The 23,756-nt window shown below is 26.1% G+C and carries 23 protein-coding genes and 1 riboswitch; of the genes, 13 read left to right on the top strand and 10 right to left on the bottom strand.

Annotated features, from left to right (window positions below; all coding sequences use genetic code 4):
* The first annotated feature begins 2 nt into the window (after positions 1–2).
* From MCRO_RS02370 to MCRO_RS02365, 3 genes are read left to right on the top strand one after another with little or no spacing between them, the layout of a single operon-like run.
* Positions 3–287, top strand: a complete 285-nt coding sequence (locus tag MCRO_RS02370) for a hypothetical protein (RefSeq protein WP_013054416.1) — start codon at positions 3–5, stop codon at positions 285–287.
* A gap of 16 nt (positions 288–303) precedes the next feature.
* Entirely contained in the window at positions 304–480 is a 177-nt protein-coding gene (locus tag MCRO_RS04135) for a hypothetical protein (protein WP_158300404.1), read from the top strand.
* Positions 462–1,370: an MSC_0882 family membrane protein gene (locus MCRO_RS02365; RefSeq protein WP_041594058.1), complete on the top strand. Its 909-nt coding sequence runs from the start codon at positions 462–464 to the stop codon at positions 1,368–1,370. Before MCRO_RS04135 ends, MCRO_RS02365 begins: the two co-directional genes overlap by 19 nt.
* Positions 1,371–1,568: 198 nt before the next feature.
* Here the strand turns inward: MCRO_RS02365 and MCRO_RS04105 are convergent, their stop codons facing one another.
* Positions 1,569–1,859 carry a hypothetical protein gene (locus MCRO_RS04105; protein WP_148207924.1) on the bottom strand — a complete coding sequence of 97 codons (291 nt, stop codon included), beginning with the start codon at positions 1,857–1,859 and terminating at the stop codon, positions 1,569–1,571.
* On the opposite strand from MCRO_RS04105, the gene MCRO_RS02360 reads away from it, so the two are divergent.
* The 3 genes from MCRO_RS02360 (at position 1,843) to MCRO_RS04295 (ending at position 5,227) form a co-directional block, all read left to right on the top strand.
* Positions 1,843–3,222 carry a hypothetical protein gene (locus tag MCRO_RS02360; protein ID WP_148207925.1) on the top strand — a complete coding sequence of 460 codons (1,380 nt, stop codon included), beginning with the start codon at positions 1,843–1,845 and terminating at the stop codon, positions 3,220–3,222. The two genes, MCRO_RS04105 and MCRO_RS02360, sit on opposite strands and share 17 nt — an antisense overlap.
* Positions 3,223–4,208: 986 nt before the next feature.
* Positions 4,209–4,337 carry a hypothetical protein gene (locus MCRO_RS04300; RefSeq protein WP_274376985.1) on the top strand — a complete coding sequence of 43 codons (129 nt, stop codon included), beginning with the start codon at positions 4,209–4,211 and terminating at the stop codon, positions 4,335–4,337.
* Complete coding sequence (locus tag MCRO_RS04295) at positions 4,319–5,227, top strand: MSC_0882 family membrane protein (protein ID WP_013054197.1); 909 nt, start codon at positions 4,319–4,321, stop codon at positions 5,225–5,227. Before MCRO_RS04300 ends, MCRO_RS04295 begins: the two co-directional genes overlap by 19 nt.
* Positions 5,228–5,425: 198 nt before the next feature.
* On the opposite strand, the gene MCRO_RS04290 is transcribed toward MCRO_RS04295, so the two are convergent.
* Positions 5,426–5,716, bottom strand: coding sequence for a hypothetical protein (locus MCRO_RS04290; RefSeq protein ID WP_148207924.1), 291 nt, complete (start codon positions 5,714–5,716; stop codon positions 5,426–5,428).
* Between MCRO_RS04290 and MCRO_RS04285 the strand changes: the two genes are divergently transcribed.
* The 3 genes from MCRO_RS04285 (at position 5,700) to MCRO_RS02340 (ending at position 9,939) form a co-directional block, all read left to right on the top strand.
* Complete coding sequence (locus MCRO_RS04285; RefSeq protein WP_148207923.1) at positions 5,700–7,079, top strand: hypothetical protein; 1,380 nt, start codon at positions 5,700–5,702, stop codon at positions 7,077–7,079. The genes MCRO_RS04290 and MCRO_RS04285 overlap by 17 nt on opposite strands.
* 145 nt (positions 7,080–7,224) lie before the next feature.
* Positions 7,225–8,490 (top strand): Mbov_0401 family ICE element transposase-like protein, encoded by a 1,266-nt coding sequence (locus MCRO_RS04280; RefSeq protein ID WP_013054708.1) that lies wholly within the window; start codon positions 7,225–7,227, stop codon positions 8,488–8,490.
* Between the two features lie 258 nt (positions 8,491–8,748).
* A complete protein-coding gene (locus MCRO_RS02340) occupies positions 8,749–9,939 on the top strand; it encodes a phosphoglycerate kinase (RefSeq protein ID WP_013054739.1) in 1,191 nt (396 codons plus the stop codon).
* A gap of 36 nt (positions 9,940–9,975) precedes the next feature.
* On the opposite strand, the gene MCRO_RS02335 is transcribed toward MCRO_RS02340, so the two are convergent.
* The 6 genes from MCRO_RS02335 to MCRO_RS02310 form a co-directional block, all read right to left on the bottom strand.
* Entirely contained in the window at positions 9,976–11,118 is a 1,143-nt protein-coding gene (locus MCRO_RS02335) for an MAG0770 family lipoprotein (protein WP_041594055.1), read from the bottom strand.
* Complete coding sequence (locus MCRO_RS02330) at positions 11,105–11,818, bottom strand: pseudouridine synthase (protein ID WP_013054301.1); 714 nt, start codon at positions 11,816–11,818, stop codon at positions 11,105–11,107. The genes MCRO_RS02335 and MCRO_RS02330 overlap by 14 nt, the downstream gene beginning before the upstream one ends.
* Position 11,819: 1 nt before the next feature.
* Positions 11,820–12,911, bottom strand: a complete 1,092-nt coding sequence (locus MCRO_RS02325; protein WP_013054411.1) for a nicotinate-nucleotide adenylyltransferase — start codon at positions 12,909–12,911, stop codon at positions 11,820–11,822.
* 66 nt (positions 12,912–12,977) lie between these two features.
* Complete coding sequence (locus MCRO_RS02320; protein WP_013054263.1) at positions 12,978–14,228, bottom strand: Y-family DNA polymerase; 1,251 nt, start codon at positions 14,226–14,228, stop codon at positions 12,978–12,980.
* 37 nt (positions 14,229–14,265) lie between these two features.
* Positions 14,266–16,113, bottom strand: coding sequence for a type I DNA topoisomerase (gene topA, locus MCRO_RS02315; RefSeq protein ID WP_013054252.1), 1,848 nt, complete (start codon positions 16,111–16,113; stop codon positions 14,266–14,268).
* A gap of 91 nt (positions 16,114–16,204) precedes the next feature.
* On the bottom strand, positions 16,205–18,061 hold the full coding sequence (locus MCRO_RS02310) for a hypothetical protein (protein ID WP_013054459.1): 1,857 nt from the start codon (positions 18,059–18,061) through the stop codon (positions 16,205–16,207).
* A gap of 224 nt (positions 18,062–18,285) precedes the next feature.
* Here MCRO_RS02310 and rpsF point away from each other — a divergent pair, with 224 nt between their 5' ends.
* Genes rpsF through rpsR form a run of 3 tightly spaced genes read left to right on the top strand, consistent with a single transcriptional unit; the run spans position 18,286 to position 19,582 of the window.
* Positions 18,286–18,798, top strand: coding sequence for a 30S ribosomal protein S6 (gene rpsF / locus MCRO_RS04070; protein ID WP_083757856.1), 513 nt, complete (start codon positions 18,286–18,288; stop codon positions 18,796–18,798).
* 11 nt (positions 18,799–18,809) lie between these two features.
* The gene (locus MCRO_RS02300; RefSeq protein ID WP_013054686.1) at positions 18,810–19,304 is read left to right on the top strand and encodes a single-stranded DNA-binding protein; all 495 of its coding nucleotides are present in this window, start codon (positions 18,810–18,812) and stop codon (positions 19,302–19,304) included.
* 20 nt (positions 19,305–19,324) lie between these two features.
* Positions 19,325–19,582, top strand: coding sequence for a 30S ribosomal protein S18 (rpsR, locus tag MCRO_RS02295; protein WP_013054748.1), 258 nt, complete (start codon positions 19,325–19,327; stop codon positions 19,580–19,582).
* Positions 19,583–19,683: 101 nt separating this feature from the next.
* Here rpsR and MCRO_RS02290 read toward each other — a convergent pair whose 3' ends face one another.
* Complete coding sequence (locus tag MCRO_RS02290) at positions 19,684–20,880, bottom strand: hypothetical protein (RefSeq protein ID WP_013054206.1); 1,197 nt, start codon at positions 20,878–20,880, stop codon at positions 19,684–19,686.
* Between the two features lie 151 nt (positions 20,881–21,031).
* Entirely contained in the window at positions 21,032–22,225 is a 1,194-nt protein-coding gene (locus MCRO_RS02285) for a hypothetical protein (protein ID WP_041594054.1), read from the bottom strand.
* 233 nt (positions 22,226–22,458) lie between these two features.
* Positions 22,459–22,575: riboswitch (FMN riboswitch) on the top strand.
* A gap of 26 nt (positions 22,576–22,601) precedes the next feature.
* Between MCRO_RS02285 and MCRO_RS02280 the strand changes: the two genes are divergently transcribed.
* The gene (locus MCRO_RS02280; protein ID WP_013054532.1) at positions 22,602–23,606 is read left to right on the top strand and encodes a nicotinate phosphoribosyltransferase; all 1,005 of its coding nucleotides are present in this window, start codon (positions 22,602–22,604) and stop codon (positions 23,604–23,606) included.
* The last annotated feature ends 150 nt before the right edge of the window (positions 23,607–23,756 follow it).

The following is a 23,756-nucleotide window of genomic DNA, read 5'->3' as shown; positions in this document are numbered from 1 at the left end:
AAATGAAACAACCAAAACAGAACAAAAAAGAACTTTCACTAACTAAAATATATATCATCATATTCATAGCAATTTTTGTTATATCAATAATAGCATTGATAATTGATTCAATTTATAAAACAAATCTAACTAATCAAGATTTACCAATTACTAAACCTAACCTTATTCCTTATACCTTTGGAACCATAATATTTATTTGACTAATAGGATTACCTTTTGTTATTTGAAAACAAAACAAAACAAAAAAGCAAAACTCAAAAAACCAAGAACAAAAAGATATTTATTAATATATCTTATGTCTTAATGGTTTTAATTATTGCTGCAATAACTTTTGGTTTATCATATCTACTAATGACTAAATTAGGATACATAGGAGTGATTATTACATTAATATTTATTGTATCTCCACTATTAATTCTAGTTTTCTTAAAAGTAATAAATTTAATAGTTGACAATACAAAATGAGATTTACACCTTTAAATAATCCAGAACCAACACAAGTTATAACTAATGTAATTTCTTTAAAAAACCTTTCTAACAACAAAAAGGATTTTGACACAAATGAAGAAATTAACCCAAAGGTATATAGAATAATAAGGAAAGAGAGAAGGTTAAAAAAGATAAATTCAATCATTTGATTTACCTTTTTAGTTTTAATAGCGTTGGCTACAACAGCATTGCTTTTAACTCATTTAAACATAATTAATTCTGCTCAATTTGGCTTAACCACAATAGAAAAAGAAAAAATTAATTATATTGGATATTATATTTTATTTAGTATTTTAGCCATTACATCTATTTACTTCTCAATAAAAAATGCAATAGAATTTAACTCATGAAAAACGATTATAAAAAAGTTAAGAAATGCTTATTCAATAAATGATGCAACAGCAAACTTTAAGTTTTATGATATGTATAAAAAGTTAATTCTCAAAGGAATTAAAACAACTTGAATTTTTATTTTTATACTTACTTTTTATGGTTATTTTGCTCTGTTAATCTTTGCATTTAAATATGTAAAAGTTAATACAGAATCTGAATTAATAACTATCAAATTCAATATGGAACTACTACTTGAAAAAGCCTTTGGAGATATTAAAATATTTTCAATAATCAATGTAATTTCACTTCTTATCATTGCATTTTTATATGTAATTATCATCTTAATTGATAAAAAAAGAATTAATGATTTTCAATACTTTTTAGGAACTAAAACAATAGATATTGCAGAAGCAATAACAATACAAAAACAAAACTTAAATAAAGCATTTCTAAAAGCTTATTTAGTAAGTGTTGGTATCTTTATTGTTTTACCAATCTTCTTACTTCTATTATCAATTTATAGAAAACTTAAAAGAAGAAAAAAATAAATCATCATTTATTATAATCAACTGAAAGGATAAAAAATGAATTTAATAATTAACTTGAAAGGAATTCAATAATGATTACCTTCTTTTGTATTCTCTGAGTTCTTAGTTTTCTTTTGATAATGATTTTATTAATTATAAAACTATCATCACCAAAAGAATCAAAAACAAATAAATACTAAACTTAAATAGTATAATTATTTAACAATAATTAAAAGAAAGACAAAAAATGAAAATGAAAAAAATACTTATACCAACAACAATACTTGCACTAACCAGCCCTTTGGCTGTTAGTTCTTGTTTTTTATTCCCCAAACCAAGCCCAAACTTGCCTAAACCTCAAACTCCACCAAGCAATAACTCATCTATAACCACTACTCCTATATCAACAACACCTAATTCCAATTCTTCTGAATCTACAAAACCAAAAACAGAACCTATTGTTCCAGAAACACCAAAACAAAAAGCATCAAGAATGAAAAAAGAGTTCATAGCAGAACACACAACATCTAAAATGCCTTTTCCTGATATTTCAAAGAATCAAGGTACTGATGAATTATGAAAGTGAGTAAAATGACTGCCTGAGATATATATAAAGGAAAACAATTTAACCACTTGAACTGACCAACATAAAACTAACTTAAAAAATAAAATTACTGAAATAAAATATCAAATAGCACATGATAAAACTGCTTTTAAAGATTCAATTCCTTTGTTTCAATCCATTCATAGTGTAACTCCTTCGATGATTCTTGCTGAATCTTATATAGACCCAAACACAAAAAAAGAAGTCACTCCAACCAAAATAAATCCTAATCCTAGTGAAGTTTATTCGACCTTTAATGTTAAAACATTATATGGAAACTATCTTAATTATGTCATTGAAGATTTCTTAGTAAACTCTACTGAGAAAGGTGATAATAATCTTGATCCAACACACAATAATATAAATAGATATTTTATAACCATAAGACCAAAACTTCTTTTCCAAGATATTGCAACTGCTAAATATGAAAACTATGATGAGCAAATGGATTACACATTAGTTCTTGCACTTGCTGAAAAATACTCATTTGCATATTTGACTAATTACCATATCCAAATAATTTATTACTATCTAGAATATCTTGAATTCATATTATCAGTTGGAAACAACAAAGAAAAGACTTTAAAAGAACAATTTACAGAGTTTAAAGCAAAGAAAACACCAACAGATAAAAATGAATACATAAATCCATTTATAAATGATAACTATAAGATGTTTGAAAACCTTGGTTCATATCTTAATCCACTTTATCATGTCTCATCTGCACCAGACACAATATTTGTTAATTCAGATGATACTTCATCATTCCAACCTATGGACATGTATGAAGAGATAATAAGAATGTCTAACAACTTCCTTTCTCCACTTTATTCAAAATCACAAGAATTTAATGGGGCTACAAAGGCTGATTCATATAAAAATTTGCTAGAAGTAGAAGCTTCAACAAATCAACCAAGACGCAACATAATCAATCAATTTATGTCCTATCATAACCCATTCTTTCCTGGCTCAGGAAGTGAGATTTTATCAGAAAAACCAAATGCAAAAACCACATTCCCTAAAAAATATGATAAGAAATATTGAGATAAAGAGTATCCAAATAATCATATGAAACCTAATCCCTATTTTCAAGCTCCACACCTTACTAAAAATAATTTTGAGAGCATCTATGGCTATCCAATAGGTCAATCTTATGATGACAAATGAATAAATGATAAATTTAAGGCTTGAGTAGATAAAATGAAGAAAGAATTTAACTGGGAATTCAAGGCTGATAATAAAGACTTTGAAGCCTTTCCAGAGAGATAATTAAGACCTTAAAACAAAAACCATAATTTAACAATATTTTTAAATTATCACATTTAATATTTTAAATTATCATATTAATATAGAGCATATACTTTGTATATGTTTTATTTTTATATCTGTATTTTCGAAATAAAATAGATATATTAAAAATAAGGAGATATTTTAAATATGAATAAAGTTAATTTAACAGTATCAGGAGCACCGAATAAGAAAAGCAATAGTTTCTTACACTGAGAACAACATAAATTACCACTATAAAAAACTTATAAAAAACTCCTTAGTTCACTATATAGAACAAACAACAAATATTAATGAAAGTTCTTTTTTTCTAATCTACAAAAAAATATACCAACTATTTTTATATAAAAATAGAGTTTAACACCTACTAAAATTCTCATATTTAATCACTTCAATAAAAAAATATGTTATAATAAATAAGAGCATATAGATAACTTTAAAACCTTTTCTATTACACACTTAAATTTAATGGTTCCTCATATTCCTCATATCATATTTTCTTGTCATTGCATAATCTATCAAAAAACATTATCTCTATTTTGAACTTTAACCTCATTCTCAGTAGCTTTATATATAAATCTCTCATAAAAGTATTTTTTAAACTTAGACATTTTTTACCTCCAAATTTTTTTTATTTTAAAAAGTCAAATCCACATATTATGTGCTATATTATTAATGGTTTTTAGGGTGGATTTCTGCCCTCTTTAAAATTTGATTTATTTACAAGAAAAAAAACAAACACCTTATAATGTTTGTTTTTTTAATTCCTTTTAATTTCAAGGTTTCCACACCGGTAATTTAATGGCTCATTTATTTGACTAATAGGATTACCTTTTGTTATTTGAAAACAAAACAAAACAAAAAAGCAAAACTCAAAAAACCAAGAACAAAAAGATATTTATTAATATATCTTATGTCTTAATGGTTTTAATTATTGCTGCAATAACTTTTGGTTATCATATCTACTAATGACTAAATTAGGATACATAGGAGTGATTATTACATTAATATTTATTGTATCTCCACTATTAATTCTAGTTTTCTTAAAAGTAATAAATTTAATAGTTGACAATACAAAATGAGATTTACACCTTTAAATAATCCAGAACCAACACAAGTTATAACTAATGTAATTTCTTTAAAACACCTTTCTAACAACAAAAAGGATTTTGACACAAATGAAGAAATTAACCCAAAGGTATATAGAATAATAAGGAAAGAGAGAAGGTTAAAAAAGATAAATTCAATCACTTGATTTACCTTTTTAGTTTTAATATTATTGGCAACAACAACATTGATTTTAACACATTTGAACATAATTAATTTTGCTCAATTTGGCTTAACCACAATAGAAAAAGAAAAAATTAATTATATTGGATATTATATTTTATTTAGTATTTTATCCATTATATCTATTTACTTCTCAATAAAAAATGCAATAGAATTTAACTCATGAAAAACGATTATAAAAAAGTTAAGAAATGCTTATTCAATAAATGATGCAACAGCAAACTTTAAGTTTTATGATATGTATAAAAAGTTAATTCTCAAAGGAATTAAAACAACTTGAATTTTTATTTTTATACTTACTTTTTATGGTTATTTTGCTCTGTTAATCTTTGCATTTAAATATGTAAAAGTTAATACAGAATCTGAATTAATAACTATCAAATTCAATAAGGAACTACTACTTGAAAAAGCCTTTGGAGATATTAAAATATTTTCAATAATCAATGTAATTTCACTTCTTATCATTGCATTTTTATATGTAATTATCATCTTAATTGATAAAAAAAGAATTAATGATTTTCAATACTTTTTAGGAACTAAAACAATAGATATTGCAGAAGCAATAACAATACAAAAACAAAACTTAAATAAAGCATTTCTAAAAGCTTATTTAGTAAGTGTTGGTATCTTTATTGTTTTACCAATCTTCTTACTTCTATTATCAATTTATAGAAAACTTAAAAGAAGAAAAAAATAAATCATCATTTATTATAATCAACTGAAAGGATAAAAAATGAATTTAATAATTAACTTGAAAGGAATTCAATAATGATTACCTTCTTTTGTATTCTCTGAGTTCTTAGTTTTCTTTTGATAATGATTTTATTAATTATAAAACTATCATCACCAAAAGAATCAAAAACAAATAAATACTAAACTTAAATAGTATAATTATTTAACAATAATTAAAAGAAAGACAAAAAATGAAAATGAAAAAAATACTTATACCAACAACAATACTTGCACTAACCAGCCCTTTGGCTGTTAGTTCTTGTTTTTTATTCCCCAAACCAAGCCCAAACTTGCCTAAACCTCAAACTCCACCAAGCAATAACTCATCTATAACCACTACTCCTATATCAACAACACCTAATTCCAATTCTTCTGAATCTACAAAACCAAAAACAGAACCTATTGTTCCAGAAACACCAAAACAAAAAGCATCAAGAATGAAAAAAGAGTTCATAGCAGAACACACAACATCTAAAATGCCTTTTCCTGATATTTCAAAGAATCAAGGTACTGATGAATTATGAAAGTGAGTAAAATGACTGCCTGAGATATATAAAAAGGAAAACAATTTAACCACTTGAACTGACCAACATAAAACTAACTTAAAAAATAAAATTACTGAAATAAAATATCAAATAGCACATGATAAAACTGCTTTTAAAGATTCAATTCCTTTGTTTCAATCCATTCATAGTGTAACTCCTTCGATGATTCTTGCTGAATCTTATATAGACCCAAACACAAAAAAAGAAGTCACTCCAACCAAAATAAATCCTAATCCTAGTGAAGTTTATTCGACCTTTAATGTTAAAACATTATATGGAAACTATCTTAATTATGTCATTGAAGATTTCTTAGTAAACTCTACTGAGAAAGGTGATAATAATCTTGATCCAACACACAATAATATAAATAGATATTTTATAACCATAAGACCAAAACTTCTTTTCCAAGATATTGCAACTGCTAAATATGAAAACTATGATGAGCAAATGGATTACACATTAGTTCTTGCACTTGCTGAAAAATACTCATTTGCATATTTGACTAATTACCATATCCAAATAATTTATTACTATCTAGAATATCTTGAATTCATATTATCAGTTGGAAACAACAAAGAAAAGACTTTAAAAGAACAATTTACAGAGTTTAAAGCAAAGAAAACACCAACAGATAAAAATGAATACATAAATCCATTTATAAATGATAACTATAAGATGTTTGAAAACCTTGGTTCATATCTTAATCCACTTTATCATGTCTCATCTGCACCAGACACAATATTTGTTAATTCAGATGATACTTCATCATTCCAACCTATGGACATGTATGAAGAGATAATAAGAATGTCTAACAACTTCCTTTCTCCACTTTATTCAAAATCACAAGAATTTAATGGGGCTACAAAGGCCGATTCATATAAAAATTTGCTAGAAGTAGAAGCTTCAACAAATCAACCAAGACGCAACATAATCAATCAATTTATGTCCTATCATAACCCATTCTTTCCTGGCTCAGGAAGTGAGATTTTATCAAGAAACCAAGATATTAAAACCACATTCCCTAAAAAATATGATAAGAAGTATTGAGATAAAGAGTATCCAAATAATCATATGCAACCTAATCCCTATTTTCAAGCTCCACACCTTACTAAAAGTAATTTTGAGAGCATCTATGGCTATCCAATAGGTCAATCTTATGATGACAAATGAATAAATGATAAATTTAAGGCTTGAGTAGATAAAATGAAGAAAGAATTTAACTGGGAATTCAAGGCTGATAATAAAGACTTTGAAGCCTTTCCAGAGAGATAATTAAGACCTTAAAACAAAAACCATAATTTAACAATACTTTAAATTATCATATTAATATAGAGCATATACTTTGTATATGTTTTATTTTTATATCTGTATTTTCGAAATAAAATAGATATATTAAAAATAAGGAGATATTTTAAATATGAATAAAGTTAATTTAACAGTATCAGGAGCAACAAACAATGAATTAAATGCTTTAAAAGCTTATGAGACTTATATTAATGATTTAGTAAAAGAATATAGAGATAATGGTAGATATAAAGAGCCTTACAAGGTATATATTTCATACCAAAAAACAAAGAAGTTTTACACCGCTAGTGGAATAATTAATATTCTTGTTATTCAATATGAATACATTAATCCTAATACAAATAAGAAGGTTAGATTTGTTTATTATCCTAATGATGAGTATAGATATATGGCCAAATTTAAGTATTCAGCTCAAGTTATGCAAGATTCGATGATTGATTATATAGCTGGTACATTTAGAAAAAAGATTAATTATCCAAGTAATCAACTTGTTAAATATTGATTAAAAAGAGAGAATGCTTTAGAGCAACTTATAATTCAAAATGAAGAATTGTTAAATAAAACTAAGGAATTTATTAAATTGCTAAACAAAGATAAGATATCAACGCAAATGGACTCGGATGATACATATAACACATTTAGAGTAAAAGGAAAATTTGTTAAAAAAATGATTAGACTAAGAATAATAAGGATATTTGCTAATGATGACTATCTACTTAAAGGTAAAAAACAAAACCCTAAAAAACCTATTAGTATGGTGGCTATTTATGATATAAGAAACTTAGGAAAATCTGCTGATAATCACAAGGCAATCAAAGTAATAAATGAATTCAATTCTCAAACAGGATTAATTAATAATAAAATGGCTTATGTTTGTGATGGTGCAAGAGCTTTAAAATTAGAAGCAAGTATTCTAGGAATGGACTATCATCTTGATTTATTTCACTTAATACAAAACATAGATAAATACATTGGTTATAAAAAACACTCAAAAAACACTATAAAAAACTTATTTATTGATTATTTTAGTCCAACAAAAAAAGAAAGATGAATAGACCTACTTACAAAATCAATAAAAGAAAATGATTATGAACTATATAAAGAAACATTAGATGAATTGGAAGACTTAAGATTATCAGTTCAATCAAAATCTATCAAAAAAAATATTACTAGCTTATTAACATATCTCAAAAGCAAGAATAGTGGAATATGAGATAATCAAACAAGAAAAGCAATAGTTTCTTACACTGAAAACAACATAAATTACCACTATAAAAAACTTATAAAAAACTCTTTAGCTCACTATACAGAACAAACAACAAAAATGAAAGTTCTTTTTTCTAATCTACAAAAAAATATACCAACTATTTTTATATAAAATAGAGTTGAACACCTACTAAAATTCTCATATTTAATTGCTTCAATAAAAAATATGTTATAATAAAAAAAGAGTAAATAGATAATCTTAAAACCTTTTCTATTACACACTTAAATTTAATGGTTCCTAATTTTTTCTAAATGACTTTTTAAAATTCTTATAAAATAAGTACCATATTTTAAATTTTTTTATTGATTATAATTTACAAAAAATAATATAATTTAAACAATCATAATAATGTTGTTATAAAGGAGAAAAATGATGAAAAAGACTATTGATGACTTAAAGTTAGCAAATAAAAAAGTTTTATTAAGAGTTGACTTTAATGTACCTATTAAAGATGGTGTAATTACTTCTACAAAACGTATTACAGCAGCTCTTCCTACCATTCAAAAAGTTATTAAAGAAGGTGGAAAAGTAATTCTTATGTCTCACTTAGGAAGGGTTAAGACCGAAGAAGATTTAGCAAAAAGAGATTTATCTCCTGTTGCTATAGAATTAAAGAAACAATTAAATAAAGATGTTATTTTTGTTAATGCAACAAGAGGAAAAGAACTTGAAGCTGCCATAAACACTTTAAAACCGGGTGATGTTTTATTAATGCAAAATACAAGATATGAAGATCTAAATAACAAAGCAGAATCAAAAAATGACCTTGAATTAGGAAAATATTGAGCTTCATTAGGTGATGTATTTGTTAATGATGCATTTGGAACAGCGCATAGAGCTCATGCTTCAAACGTTGGAATTAGCAAGAACATTAAAGAATCTGCATTAGGTTACTTAATGGAAAAAGAAGTTTCAGCATTAGGTAAAGCAATTAATAAACCGGCTCATCCATATGTTGCAATCATTGGTGGAGCCAAAGTCTCAGATAAAATTCAAGTTCTAGAAAACTTGATTAAAATAGCTGATAAAATGATTATAGGTGGTGGAATGGCTTATACATTCCTTAAAGCTCAAGGTCATGAAATTGGAACAAGTTTGGTTGAAAATGAATTCATCGATCTTGCAAAAGAATTTTTAGCAAAACATGGAAAAAAAGTTATTTTACCAACAGATCATTTATGTTCGGTTGAATTTAAAGATGAAAAAGGAACTTTAGCAGGTCTTGAAATTCCTGCTGATAAAATGGGACTTGATATTGGACCTAAAACAATTGAAGCATTTAAAGAAGCTCTTAAAGGAGCAAAAACTGTTGTATGAAACGGACCAATGGGTGTTACAGAGTTTGAAAACTTCAAAAAAGGAACCCTTGAGGTTGCTAAAGCTATAGCATCACTTAAAGATGTTTATTCAGTAGTTGGTGGCGGAGACAGTGTTGCAGCTGTTGAAAACCTAAAAATGGCAGATAAATTTTCTCATGTATCAACAGGTGGTGGTGCAAGCTTGGAATTATTACAAGGTCTTGAATTGCCTGGTGTAGTTGCAATAGAGGACAAAAAGTAATGTAAGAAAATTGGAATTTAACAATTCCAATTTTTTCTATAATTTTTTTCCTATCTCATGTAATTCTACTAAAGAATGATTCATTTTTCCATATGGAGTTTGTAAAAAAGAATTGTCTTTTTTATCTATGAAATAACTTAAGAAAGTTTCTATAGGAAATTTTCCACTATTGTTTTTGGTAAGTTCATCTATATCGCTTTTAAGTTTTATATAAGCTTTATTAAGAGATTTGTAGTATTCAGAAATATTGTTATTTATGGTACTAAAGACAATATTTTTTTCTTTTATATATTCAATCATTTTTCCTAATTGATTTGTTGCATTAACTGAAAAAGTTTCTGAATAATTACTATCAAATGTATCACTTACTAAGATGTTAGCTCATTCACTAAGCACATTACCAAGTGCATGAGTATGTCAAAAGTTTGTAATTTTATCTTTGTTATCATCTGGATTTGAAACTAATACATTTATGTCATTATAGTTGATACTAAATTTTTTACTGTATCACATTTGGTTATAAATTTTAATATCTGAATTAGGACATGTTTCACATAGGTTTATAATTTGTTTTACTTTATTATCGATTGTTTGTTTAATTATGCTTCTAGCATCTTCATCAAAAATAATTGAACTTTGTAGATTTAATTCATCATTTAATATATTTCTATATTGATTCGAATTGTTATTTCAATCTCTACGTTTTTCATCTACAATTTTTATTAAATCGTTGTTAATTAATTCCATTTTTTTCATTCAAATATTAAGAGAAAGGTTTTCTTTTTTATTTAATTCATCTGCTGTATTTTCTTGAAAATTATTGAAAAAAAACTTTATAAATTCTTTTTGTTTAGAATCATTTACTGAAGCAAACTTTTCTTTAAGTTCTTTATAAAATACATCATATGCAAAAGAAACCAACTTTGCACTTTCGGAAATTTTTAAGTAAAAATCATCAATTGATTTTAATGTTCCTGATTCTTTATTATTGATGAACGAATCAAACGAATCAAATCCTTCTTTGTATTCAATGCTTATTTTTTTATGCACTTTTTGTAATTCATTGATTTTTTTGTTTTTTTCTTTATCAAAATCAGATCCACATGATGCACTGATTAAAGGTATTAATAATACAGAACTTAAGCAAGACCCTAAAAATATAATTTTATTCTTTTTCATTTTTCCTTACCTCTTTAACTAAATTGTGAAGAGATTTAATTTCTTTCATAGTTAAGGAGCGAAATTCACCAACAGGAATTTTTTCTACACCCAGTCCTGCAAATTCAACTCTTTTAAGGTTTATAACAAGTCTTCCCACTTTTGAAAAAAGTTCTTTAACATGATGATAAGTACCTTGATGTAATGAAACTAGATATGTTTTATTATCTAATTGTTCTACACTTTGAGATGAAAGTTTTCCATTAATAATTTGATCCTTGTTTAATTCATTTAAATCTTGTCTACTTAATGGCTCATCTAATCTTGCGCGATATTTTCTTAAAATTTTAAAACTTGGGTGAATTAATTTATTGCTTAATTCGCCATCATTTGTTAATAATAAAACACCTGTAGTATCATAATCAAGACGTCCTACCGGAAAAATTCTTACATCATTAGGCAATAAATCAATAACCTTTTTTCTATCAAAATTATCTTTGTTTGTACAAACGTATTTTGCTGGTTTATTTAAAATATAATATACTTTTTTTTCTTGTAATATTTCCTTACCATTAACTGTTATTTTATCATTAAATGAAGCTTTTTGACCGACCAAAGCTACCTTGTCATTTATTTTAACAAGACCTTTTTTAATTAATTCTTCCGAACTTCTTCTTGAAGCAATACCTGCTTGAGAGAGTAATTTTTGTATTCTTTCCATGTTATTTTTCTAAATTTAGCTTATATGTTTTTTCTTGAACATCACTAAATATTGTTCCTTTACTTTTTTCAAAATCATATGTTCTTTTTAGGACTAATTTAAAAGCTTCCTTATAATCACTTAATGCAATTTCTCTAAGTTTTTGAATCCCTTCAAATTTTCTTCCTTCGCAAATTTTATCAGCAATATACACGATTTTTTCTAATTCTGTAGCTACTTTTTGTTCGTAAATATTTGTTGTGGTATGATACCTTACCGATTTAATAATTTCTTGATTATTAATTTTATATATGTGTTCAAGTCATAAAGCACCACATAATTGATGATACTCATGTCTTCCATATTTGGCTGTATCATAGCCAAATCTAGTTAAAAAGTTTTTGTGTTCTTCATCGTCTCATTCCTTTGCTATATCATGAAATAATGCAGCATAATAACTAATTTTAGCATTTAATTTATTTCCTTTGGCAACCTCTGCTGCAAATGTGGCTGCTGCAAATGAATGTTTTGATCTTTTAGCACTTAACATGTTTGTTACAAGTTCCTGAGCATATAAAAAGTTTTTACCTATGTATTCAATCACTTTTTCATCACAAACATCCAAATAACCTTTTTTAAATTCTGTTGAAGAATAGTTAAAGAGTGGATTATTCAATAGGATACCATTATATCTTTTTAAATTTAATTTATTAATATTTTTACCACGTTTAAAAGCAGCAATTTTAGTTATTTTAGACAACTCATCAATATCTTTTCATTTGTTTAATTTTGGTAAATTGTCACTTCCTATAATTAAAAATAACTCATCATTTGGATACTTGTTTTTAAAATATTTTACAGTTTCTATTGTGTAACTCACACCTTGTCTTTTTAGTTCGAAATCGCTAATTTCACATTTTTCTGGTAATACCAATTTAATCATTTCTATTCTATGATTTTGATCAACTAAGTTTCTGTTTGTTTTAAATGGTGATTTAAAAGCTGGAATAAAAATTAACTTATCAAGTTCTAATTCATTAATACACCAATTTGCAATTTTTGTGTGTCCTTTATGAATAGGATCAAATGATCCCCCAAATATAGCTATCTTCATTTTATCCTTTCGTATATTACTTTATAATAATATAACATTCTTGATTAATAAACTTAATTAATTTTATTAAAATTTCTTAAAAACATTATCTTCATGTAAATATTTATTTTGACTATGTTTTTTGCTTTTGTCACTTTGAAATTCTTTTAATGTTAATAGTGTTTTATTACCTGTTTTAAAATTAACTTTATTAATTACTCTTTCAAGTTTAGATTTTGGTTGTTTCATATCAAAAAGATTATTCATTTTATTAAGTTCAAAAATATTGGCTAAACCACTCAATCTTATACCAATTCCTTTTATTTCTTCATCATTATAAAATTCAAACATTATAATGTTAGACCAGTAAAAAATATCATCATAACTATTTACAAAATTATCAATTTTTTTCTGCTTATTTGTTCATATTCCTTTATTGGTTCTTATTAAAACTGTAATTACATTACCAACTAAATTTCTATTTTGAGCACGTGTTGAAACTTTTCTAATTAATGATTTTAGAATAACTAAAATATCTTCTTTTTCATCTAGAGTAAAACTTTCAAAAGTAAGTGAGTTACCTATTGTTTTAACTTCATTTTTATTGGTATTAACAATATTGCTGCCTAATCCCCTTGCTTCAAGCACTATGTTTCTAGATATGACTCCAAGAGCATCATTTAATTCAAAAGAATTATGATCTTTTTTTGCTAAATCACCTATGGTATAGATACCAATGGATTTTAATTTAAGTGCGTTTGCTTTACCTATTCCATAAAATTTTTCTACATCTAGATGATAAAAATTTTTTTTAACATCACTTACAGTAGTTAATCCTACACCAAAAGGTTTGTTAATATTAGTAGTCATTTTTGCTAAAAATTTATTATATGAAATTCCTATTGTAAGTGGTATCTTAAAGTCTCTATTTATAACGTTTTGAATTTCATATGCAAGTGTTATTGCTTCTTGGTAATTTTTTACTAAATGACTAACATCAACAAAACACTCATCTATAGAAACTACTTCCATAACCTTTGAATAATTATTATAAATGTAGTCAAATATTGATGAAGATAAATAAGTATAAAGTTCAAAACGAGGCTCCACAACTTTTAGATTTGGAATCTTTTTTTTGATAGCTGAAATTTTATCGCCAGGTTTAAATTTTAAGTTCTTTAATTCATAACTTACCGATGTTGCAATTGCATTACTTGAATTTCTCCCAATAGCAACAGGTACGTTAATTAACTCTGGATTTAAAGTTCTTGCAGCACTTACGAAATAAGAATCGAAATCAATATGAAAAATTATTTTTTCTTCCTTTATATTATTCATGATAATATTTTATATTTTTTAAAAAAATATAAAAGGCTTATACAGCCTTTTTTCTAAAAAATCCTCTTGGTTTTTCAATACTTTTTGTATAAGTACAATTTGGATAATTTGCACACCCTGCGAATTTTTGACCTTTTCTATTTCTTTTTACAAGCAGATCAGCAGCATCCTCAGGACATTTTTCATCTAGAGAAATAGGAAGTAAAACAGTTCTTTCCATTGTGTTAATTGCTTCATTCATAGTTTCGTCAAATCTTTGTCAAAAATCTTGCATTACAGGTTCTTTTGACAATTTATTTTCAGCAATTAAATCTAATTGCTCTTCAACAAGAGCTGTATATGATTCGTTAATAATATTTGAGAATGAAAAAATTAATTTTTCTAAAACTGACTTTCCAAATTCAGTTGGTTTAAGTGCGCTTGCTTCATTAATTACATATTCCCGATCCTTTAAAATTTTAACTGTTGTGGCAAAAGTGGATGGTCTTCCAACTTTAATTTCATCAAGTGCTTCAATTAAAGAACCTTCTGTATATCTTGGTCTTGGTTTTGTTTGGTGATCACTAAATTTATATTCATTAACTTTAATTTTTTGGTTTATTTCATAATTAGGATCATTATTATCTTGATCATATTGACCTGTAATTACATAATATCCATCAAATTTAACGGTTGAAAAATTCATTTTAAAAGTATATTTATCAATTAATAAAGTATAACTTTTGTTAACTCTCAATGGACGAGTCATTATTGCTTGTAGTGTATTAATGTAAATTAGTTTATAAACATTATATTCGTAATCAGTCATTTCAGAATATTTAGCTTTTGCTATTTCTGGTGTTAAGTGTAAATCGGTAGGTCTTATTGCTTCATGGGCATCTTGATCTCCTGAAAATCCTTTTACATCACTAGCTATATATTCTTGACCTCATTTATCAAGAACATATTTTCTTGCGTTATCTATAAATGTTTGGCTTAGTCTTGTGCTATCGGTACGTGGATACGAAATTAATCCGCCATCTCCATAACCTTCATAAAGTTTTTGAGCAGCAGATTGAGTTATTGATGAATTGTATTGACTTCTTCTATAAAGTACAGCTTGTTTAAAAGGAGTAACAGATCCAACTCTTTTTTCTGATACATCAACACTTGAAACAGTTAATGTATTATTTTTTATATTTGTAAAAAATGTTTTATACCCATCAATTTGATTAGGAAAAATTCAATCTCTTTTATCTGAAGTATTTTCCATATTAATGTAATTTGCAATTAATTCTTGTCCTAAGTGAGCTTCTAATTTATAGTAGTCTTCTGGTATGAAAGCTTCAATTTCATTTTCGCGATCAATTACTAATTTTAAAGCTATTGATTGTACTCTTCCAGCACTGGGATTAGTAGGTGTATTAACTAATTTTTGTTTCATTAATTGACTTAATCTAAAACCTATTATTCTATCAAGCATTCTTCTTGCCTTTTGTGCATTAACTAAGTCTTCATCTAAGTTAGCGGGTTTTGAAATTGCTTGTAGTATAGCATCTTTGGTAATTTCATTATACTTAATTCTATTATATTTATCACTTATTTTTAGATATTGAACTAAGTGATCACCGATTGCTTCTCCTTCACGGTCGGGGTCAGTTGATATATAAACTCATTCAGCATTTTTTGCTAAATCTTTTAATTTTTTTATCAATTCTTTTTTTCCTGATTCAAGCGAATATAATGGTTCTCAATTTTCAAAATCAATACCTAATCCATAAGGACCAGATGTTTTCATTTTTGCAATGTGACCTACACTTGCTTCTACATCATAATCATTACCCAAATATTTTTTTATTGTTGCTACTTTGTTTGGGGATTCAACTATTACTAAAAATTTACTCATAATTTAAATTTATCACAATTTATTTTTTTATTAACAATTTATTTCAAATTACAAAAAAACAGAAAGTGATTACCATTTTCTGTTTATAAAATTATTTTAAAAAAGGATTAATTGTTTTTTCTTTTCCAAGATATTTTTCTATTATGTCATTAGCTGAAACAAACGAATCTAATGTTGGGAATAACTCTGCATCAATTAAATCTTTATATATTTTTTCCAGACTTTTTAAGTTGATTGATTTACCTACACTTGGTTTTACATAAGTTGTATCTCTTGTTATTGTGTGATAAGAAGAAGGGTATGGGAAGTTTGCAGGATTAATATATCTATTTGCTTGATTAAGCGAAATATTAAGTGATGACGATATTAAATGCATAACTGAACTTAATAACGATGTTGAAGGTTGTCCACCAATAAATGTTGTTTTTGGAATTGAATTAATATTTTTTTGATCTTCTTTATCAAATAAAAAAGCTTCCTTACCATTTTTTAATTGATGTATATCATAGGTGATTATGTTTTCTATGCTTGCGCTTGACTTAATAACAATTGGATGTGTTATATCTGGTGCAATTTCTTTGATGTAGTTTAACGATTCTTCACCATCTCTAAAATATGGATGTAATTTAAATAATCAGTTGTATTCACTTGGTGGAAATTTAACTTGGAAAGCCTTTATTAAATTTTGTAATTCATATTTTGCGTGAGGAAGATTGTTGAATCTAAATTCATTTCTTTTGTTGCTATCTTTCGAGATAAATAATGAAGACCCACTTCAAATTACATTTTTCTTTTTCTTATCATACATAGAAGCATTTGAAATTAATAAATCTGAAAAATCATTAATTTCAAAACCTATAATATTTTTCTCTGAATTAATAACTTTACCATTTAAGTTCATATCTTGGTCTAATGCAAAGAAATCAACAGGAGAATAATTCATAGTTATTTTGTTGTTTTCATTTTTACTTCCATTAGTTCAACTATACATTCTAATTTTAGAATCAAGTTTAAATTCTTCAAGTCACTTAGGAAGTTTTTTATCTTGTTTTGTTTCTTTTGCATAAGTAGAGTATCTCTTTTCAATATCTTTTTTCAGATCTTGAATTGGCACTATTGGACTAATTTGATTATTTAACTTATCAAAATATGAATTAAAGGTTCCCGAAACATCTTGTCATGTTAATGCATTTCCGTCCGTAATAAAAATAATTTTATTAGCATGCTTAGTTATAAAGTCTCATAATTTTGTATCATCTTTAGTTTCGAATCAACTCAATTCAGGAATATAAAAGTCAAATTTTTGATCATTATTTTTATCTAGTCATTTTTTTAAATATGTTTTTAATTCAACTAGCGAGTCAATTCCGTTTTCTTTGTTTGTTAAGAATCTTTCGTACGGAACATCTTTAGTAGGGTCGATTTGATTTAGATTATGATAAATTGCTAAATCTTTTTGTTTATCGTTTTTGTACTTATCTAATATGTCCTTAAAATTAAACTTTTGTTTTTCTGTTTTTTTACTATTGTATGTCATTTGATCAACTAATAATAAAATATCGTTGTTTTCAATATTTGCAAAACTTGTCCCGTTACTAATTTCTAAATCTCCAATCATTTGTAATAATAATGCAATGTAAGCTTGTGATGCATTTCTTGATATTAAAACGGTTGGAACTTCATTTGTTGCCGAATCAAAAAGGTCTTGATAGAAGGTATTGAAGTTATTGTTAATAATTTTATCAGTCTTAAAATAATTAAATTTATCTTTCATTTCACTTGGTAAGATTTTATTATTATCTTCTTCTGTAGATGTTCCATTGTCTTTGTTGTTTGTACTTTTATCTTTATCGTTAGTATTTTTAACACAAGAAATTAAGCAAAAAGTAGGCAAAGATACTGCACTTCAAACTTGCAAAAGTGTTATAAGTTTTTTATTTTTTTTCATTTTTCTCCATTGTTTTCATATTGATAATTATACTATTTTTAAGTATTTTTTTGTGAACACAACAACTAACCACATAATTATAAGGATTTAAACATAGTGGTTATATTTATACTTATCTAAAAATATTTAAAATAATATTTATACTTTAAAAATAAATATATATAATAGTCATTGAGTATTTATACTCCTTGGCTAGTAAGCCCATAAGTCCATAAGGAGGAACAATGGCAAAATATGAAATTGTCTTAATTCTTGATCCTAAAGCTGAAGCGAATACAGCTACTAAACTTCTTGATGAGGTTTTTGGTAAAGGTGTTAAGAAGACACAAAAATTAGAAAAAACAGAGTTAGCTTATGAAATTAATAAATCTAAGCATGCTCATTACTATTTAGCAGAAGTTGAAGCTAAACCAGAATTGATTGCTGAATTTTCAAGAAAAGCAAACATCTTAAAAACCGTTTGAAGAAATTTAGTAGTTAATTTAGATTCAGAAAAAGGTTTAAATATTTCTAAAAACAAGAAACAATTTGTTAAAAAACCTTTTGTAAAATCATTTAGAAAAGATGAACAATCAACACACAAAAGAGAATATACACCAAGAGCAAGGATTGCTGGCGATGAAAACTCAACAGCAGTTGATGGCGTTAAAACAAAAAGAGTTTACAAAAAAGAAACAGAAGTTCAAGGTGACAAACCTAAAGTTAGAAGAACAGTTAAAACTTCAGATAATAATTAAAAGAGGAATTTATGAATAAAGTATTATTAATTGGAAGAGTAGCTAGTGATATTAGATATAATATTACTTCAAGTAACATTCCATATTGTAGATTTACAATAGCAGTTTCCAGAAGACAATCACAACCTCAGGAACAAACAGATTTTATTCCATTAGTTGCATGAAGATCGTCAGCAGATTTTATAAATAGATACGCTAAAAAAGGTTCTTTAGTTTCAATTGAAGGAACATTTACATCAAGTTCTTATGAAGGAAGTGATGGAAAAATGATAAGAAATTATGAAGTTACTGTGGAAAATATTAATTTGTTAGAACCTAAATCAGTTATTGAAGCAAGAAATAACGGTTCAACACAATCTACAAATACAAATTATATTAATAATTCTTTTAATCAAAATAAAAATCCTAAACCACAATTTGTCAAAGACTATCCAACTTCAAAAAATGAAAGTGATGATAAAAATGATAATTGAGATATTGGATTTAATGATATTGACAATCTATAGTCATGAAAGGAAAATAAATTATGAAATTTATTAAAAAGAAGAAAAACTTCCAGTTCAAAAAAAGAGCATGTGAATTCTGCGAAAACCATGTACAATATATCGATTACAAAGATGTAGAAACTCTTAAAAAGTATATTAATGCTACAGGTCAAATTAAACCTAAGGCAAACTCAGGTGCTTGTGCTAAACATCAAAGAAAAATTGCTAGTGCAATTAAGAGAGCAAGATACATTGCTTTCTTACCATACACAGTATCTCGTGTTCGTTTATCTAAATAAATATAATTAATCGGGGCAACCTGATTTTTTTATTTACTATTAATAGATGGTTATTAAAAAATATCAGGACAACCTGACATTTTGTTTATTTTTAAGAACAATTATTTTTTAATCAAATCTAGTGTTGTTGCTAGTTTTTGCATTCCTGTAAATAATGCTTGAGCAGCATTGTTAACTTGCAACATTAACACATCAAATTTTGCTCTAAGTGCTTCCTTAATTGCTGTTTTTTCTTTTTCATCTGTAAATAAAGTATCTAGTTTAGTTTTGATTTGACTTTTAAAATCATCAACAAGAACTTTTTTTACTTCTTCTAATTTAACTTTGTATCCATTTGTCACATTTTTAAAATCAATTTCATTTAATTTTTTTGATACATTAGCAAATGCTTCAGTTTCAAAATATTTAACTAATTCTGCTGTTTGTTTATCTAAATCTTTAATATTCTTTGTTGTTTCATTTGTATTTAAAGTTTTAAAAACTGTTGTTGTAACTGGTTTTAAAAGTGTTCCTAAATCAGTGATTTTGTCGCCTAACATTGTAGATAATTCTTTTAATTTCTCTTCAGTGATTTTTGTTTTAAGTGCCGCAATACCATTATCATATTTTTCTGTATTAATGTAATCTGCTACTATTGATTTTGTAATTCCTACTACTCATTTTTCAACTGAATCAACTAGCAAGTTAAGTGCTGAACCGGTAACTCCTAATTCATCAACGCTAAGTTCGGGGAATGATTTTGATATTTCTTCTAGTGCTGATTTTTGATAATCAACAATAACTTTTTGAACTTCATTTAATCCATTTGCAAGGTTGGATTGTAATTCTTTTGTCTTAGTAAGTTTTGCATCATCGTTTTCTGCTTTTATAGCTTTAAAAAGATCTTTTGTATTTCTTTGAAAAGCTTCTATAAATATATTGTTATATTTAACTGTTGTTGATTCTTTTGTTTTAAATTTTGTAATGTTTAGTGTCTTTTGATCGCTTGTAAGTTTTTTGCCTTTTTCACTTAATGTGAATGTTACTTCAAATGACTTTGTTGCTTCGTTAATCTTACCWGTTTTTGAAGATATCTCAAATTTTTGAACGTCAAAACCTACAAAAGTAACTGCTTCAATAACAGCATCTTTAAGTAAAGTATTTTCAGAGTTTTCATATAATAAAGTAACTTTTGCCGCTTCAGCATTAAGTTGTTCTTTTGTTAATCCTTTTTCAGATTCATCAACACATGAAACTACAGTAGTTAGAGCTAGTGGTAAACTAATTGCACCAATTGTTAATAAAATTGTTTTTTTCATTTTTCTCCTAAGTATTGTTTAATTAGTATTCATATTATATATTTTATAATGAAATTTATTTAAAATATTTAGTAAATATTCATCACTTAATTGCAATTATTTTAGCAAAAAATGAAAATAAAAAAGAGCATTTTTGCTCTCTAAAATAATTTTATTTTAAGTTTGTTTGAATGTCTTCAGCCAATGTTCTTAATTGAGTAACAAAGGTATCTGCCATTGTTTTGAATTGTTTTTCAAGGAATGTATATTTACCTTCTAAAACTTTTTTAACTTTTGCATAGTCTTCATCATTGTTATTTAATAATGTTTTAAGTTTTGCAGCAGCTTCTGTTTTAAATGTAGTTTTTAATTCTGAAATTGTGGTTTCAAAAACTTTAACATATCCATCAGTTGATAATTTATCGAATTTAACTTCTTTCATTTTTATAACAAGATTTGTAAACGCCTCGTTCTTAAAGTATTCTGTTAATCCAGTTACAACTTTATCAATATCTTTGATGTCTTTTGTAGTTTCATCTGTTGTTAATACACCAAGAATTTCTCCACCTATTGTACCAACATTAGGAGCAACTTGGGTTAATGTACTAGTCATGTCAACTAAGTATTTTGTAATAACTTCAGTGGTTAGGTAGTTCTTTAATGTTTCTAATCCGTTTGTAACTTTTGTACCTGAATTGAATTTTGTTACAACATCTTTTATTGAATTTACTACTATTGAGTTTGTTGAGTTTAAAATTTCTTTATAACTAGCTGTTAAAGCCTTCATATTGTCTAATGATATTAAATCAAATTCTTTATTGATTTCATCAAGTTGTTTTTCAGCAGCGGCAACTAATTCCTTGTTTAATTTATCAATTGTAGCTTGCATTTTTGCTTGAGCATCTTTATCTGTCATTGTTTTTAAAGTATCAGCATATGAATCTGTTAATGATTTTTGTAATTCTACTTTTGCATCATTTAAAACGTCTTCTTTATTTTTAGTAGGAGTTACTGTTGCAATTTTAAACCCTGTAATTACTAATGTTTTTGGATCTGAAGCAACAGAACCATTAACTTCTTTAAGACTAAAAGAAACTTTTAATTCATTTTTTGTTGCGTCTTTAACGATAGCTGAACCTGTGATTGCATATAGTTTTGTATCAAAACCACTAAATGTTACTTTGTCCTTGGTTGCTTCACTTAATAAAGTTTTAGCTTTATCTGTATATTCAACTGTAACTATTTTAGCTATTTCGTTAAGTTCTTTTGTTGTTTTTGCTTTATTAGTATCGTTACATGAAACTATACTTAAAGCTGATACTAATGGAAGCATTGTTCCAAGAGTTATTAAACTTATTTTTTTCATTTTTCTCCTTAATTTAATGTTAATATTATATAAAAATCATAATTATTTTTACAAAAATATTCAAAGTTTTATAAATAACATCTTGACCAAAAAAATGATTTTTTTATATTTTTTTTAAATAATTTAGAATTTTTCACTATTGATAAATTTATTGATAGTAATTAATTATATTTTTTTAATATTAATATTTCACTAAATTAACTTATATATTATAATTACAAAGCAAACAATGTTTGTAGTTTTCTGACTTAGTGAAAGTCTAAACCGGAAGTTAAAGTCTTCGTACTTTTTTAAGCATGAATAGGTGAAATTCCTATACCGACAGTAAAGTCTGAATGAAGAAAATACAAGTCCCTGGAAAACTCATGGAGTTTTTATGAATAGAGAAAAATATATTGCTAGTTATTTCTTTAAAGCTAGCAAAATTTTAGAAGAAGAAAAAAAAGATAATATTATTACATTACAATTTTTTCAAAGAAAAGATAATGCAATTTTGGCTGGAATGAGCGAAGTTTTGGAATTACTTTCTCACGAAACGAATACAAGTAAATATACCATTAGATACTTACCGGATGGTACATTAATTAATAATTTAGAAATAGTTCTTGAACTTGAAGGTAAGTATCAAGATTTTGGAATTTGAGAAGGTGTTATTGATGGAATTTTATCTAGATCAACATCAATAGCATCAAATGCAAGAGATTGTGTTTTGGCTGCAAATAATAAACCAATTATTTTTATGGGTGATAGAGCTGATCATTATTTAAATCAAGAAGTTGATGGTAAAGCAGTAAAAATTGGTGGAATTAATTTAGTTTCAACTGAAGCGCAAAATATTGATAATAATGAAGTTACATTCGGTTCTGTTCCACATGTTTTAATTCAAGGTTTTGCTGGCGATATTGTTGCTGCGATGAAAGCGTACTATAAACATTTTCCAAATAACAAGTTAATAGCTTTAGTTGACTATACTAATGATGTTATAACAGAGTCACTTAGAGTATGAAAAGAATTAGGAAATCATGTTTGAGGAATTAGACTTGATACTTCAAAAAACATGGTTGATCATATGTTTGATAATGAACCTCAAAAACATTATGGTGTTAATCTTGAACAAGTTAAAAGATTAAGAAAAGAACTTGATAAAGCAGGAGCAAGAGATTATAAAATCGTTGTTTCAAGTGGATTTAATGCCGAAAAAATTAAAGAATTCGAAGCGAATAAATCCCCTGTTGATTATTACGGAGTTGGTCAAAGTATATTTAAATTAACTAATTCATTTAGTGCTGATGCAACATTATTGAACGGTAAAAAAGAAGCAAAAGAAGGAAGATTTTACAGAGAAAATAAAAACCTTATTTTGTATAAGAACAAAAAATAAATGCTGAAGCATTTATTTTTTAATCTAACTTATTTTATAGTTTCATAATGTTATAGGACGAGGGCTGTTATGATCTATGATATTACTTATACTTTTGTTTGATAGTGTAATTCAAAAGTTCATATATGAACTATTTATTTTTAATTTTGC

This window comes from Mycoplasma crocodyli MP145 (assembly GCF_000025845.1).
Classification (GTDB): domain Bacteria; phylum Bacillota_I; class Bacilli_A; order Mycoplasmatales; family Metamycoplasmataceae; genus Mycoplasmopsis; species Mycoplasmopsis crocodyli.
Note: the sequence above shows the minus strand (reverse complement) of the source record. Positions and strands in the feature narration are given on the sequence as shown.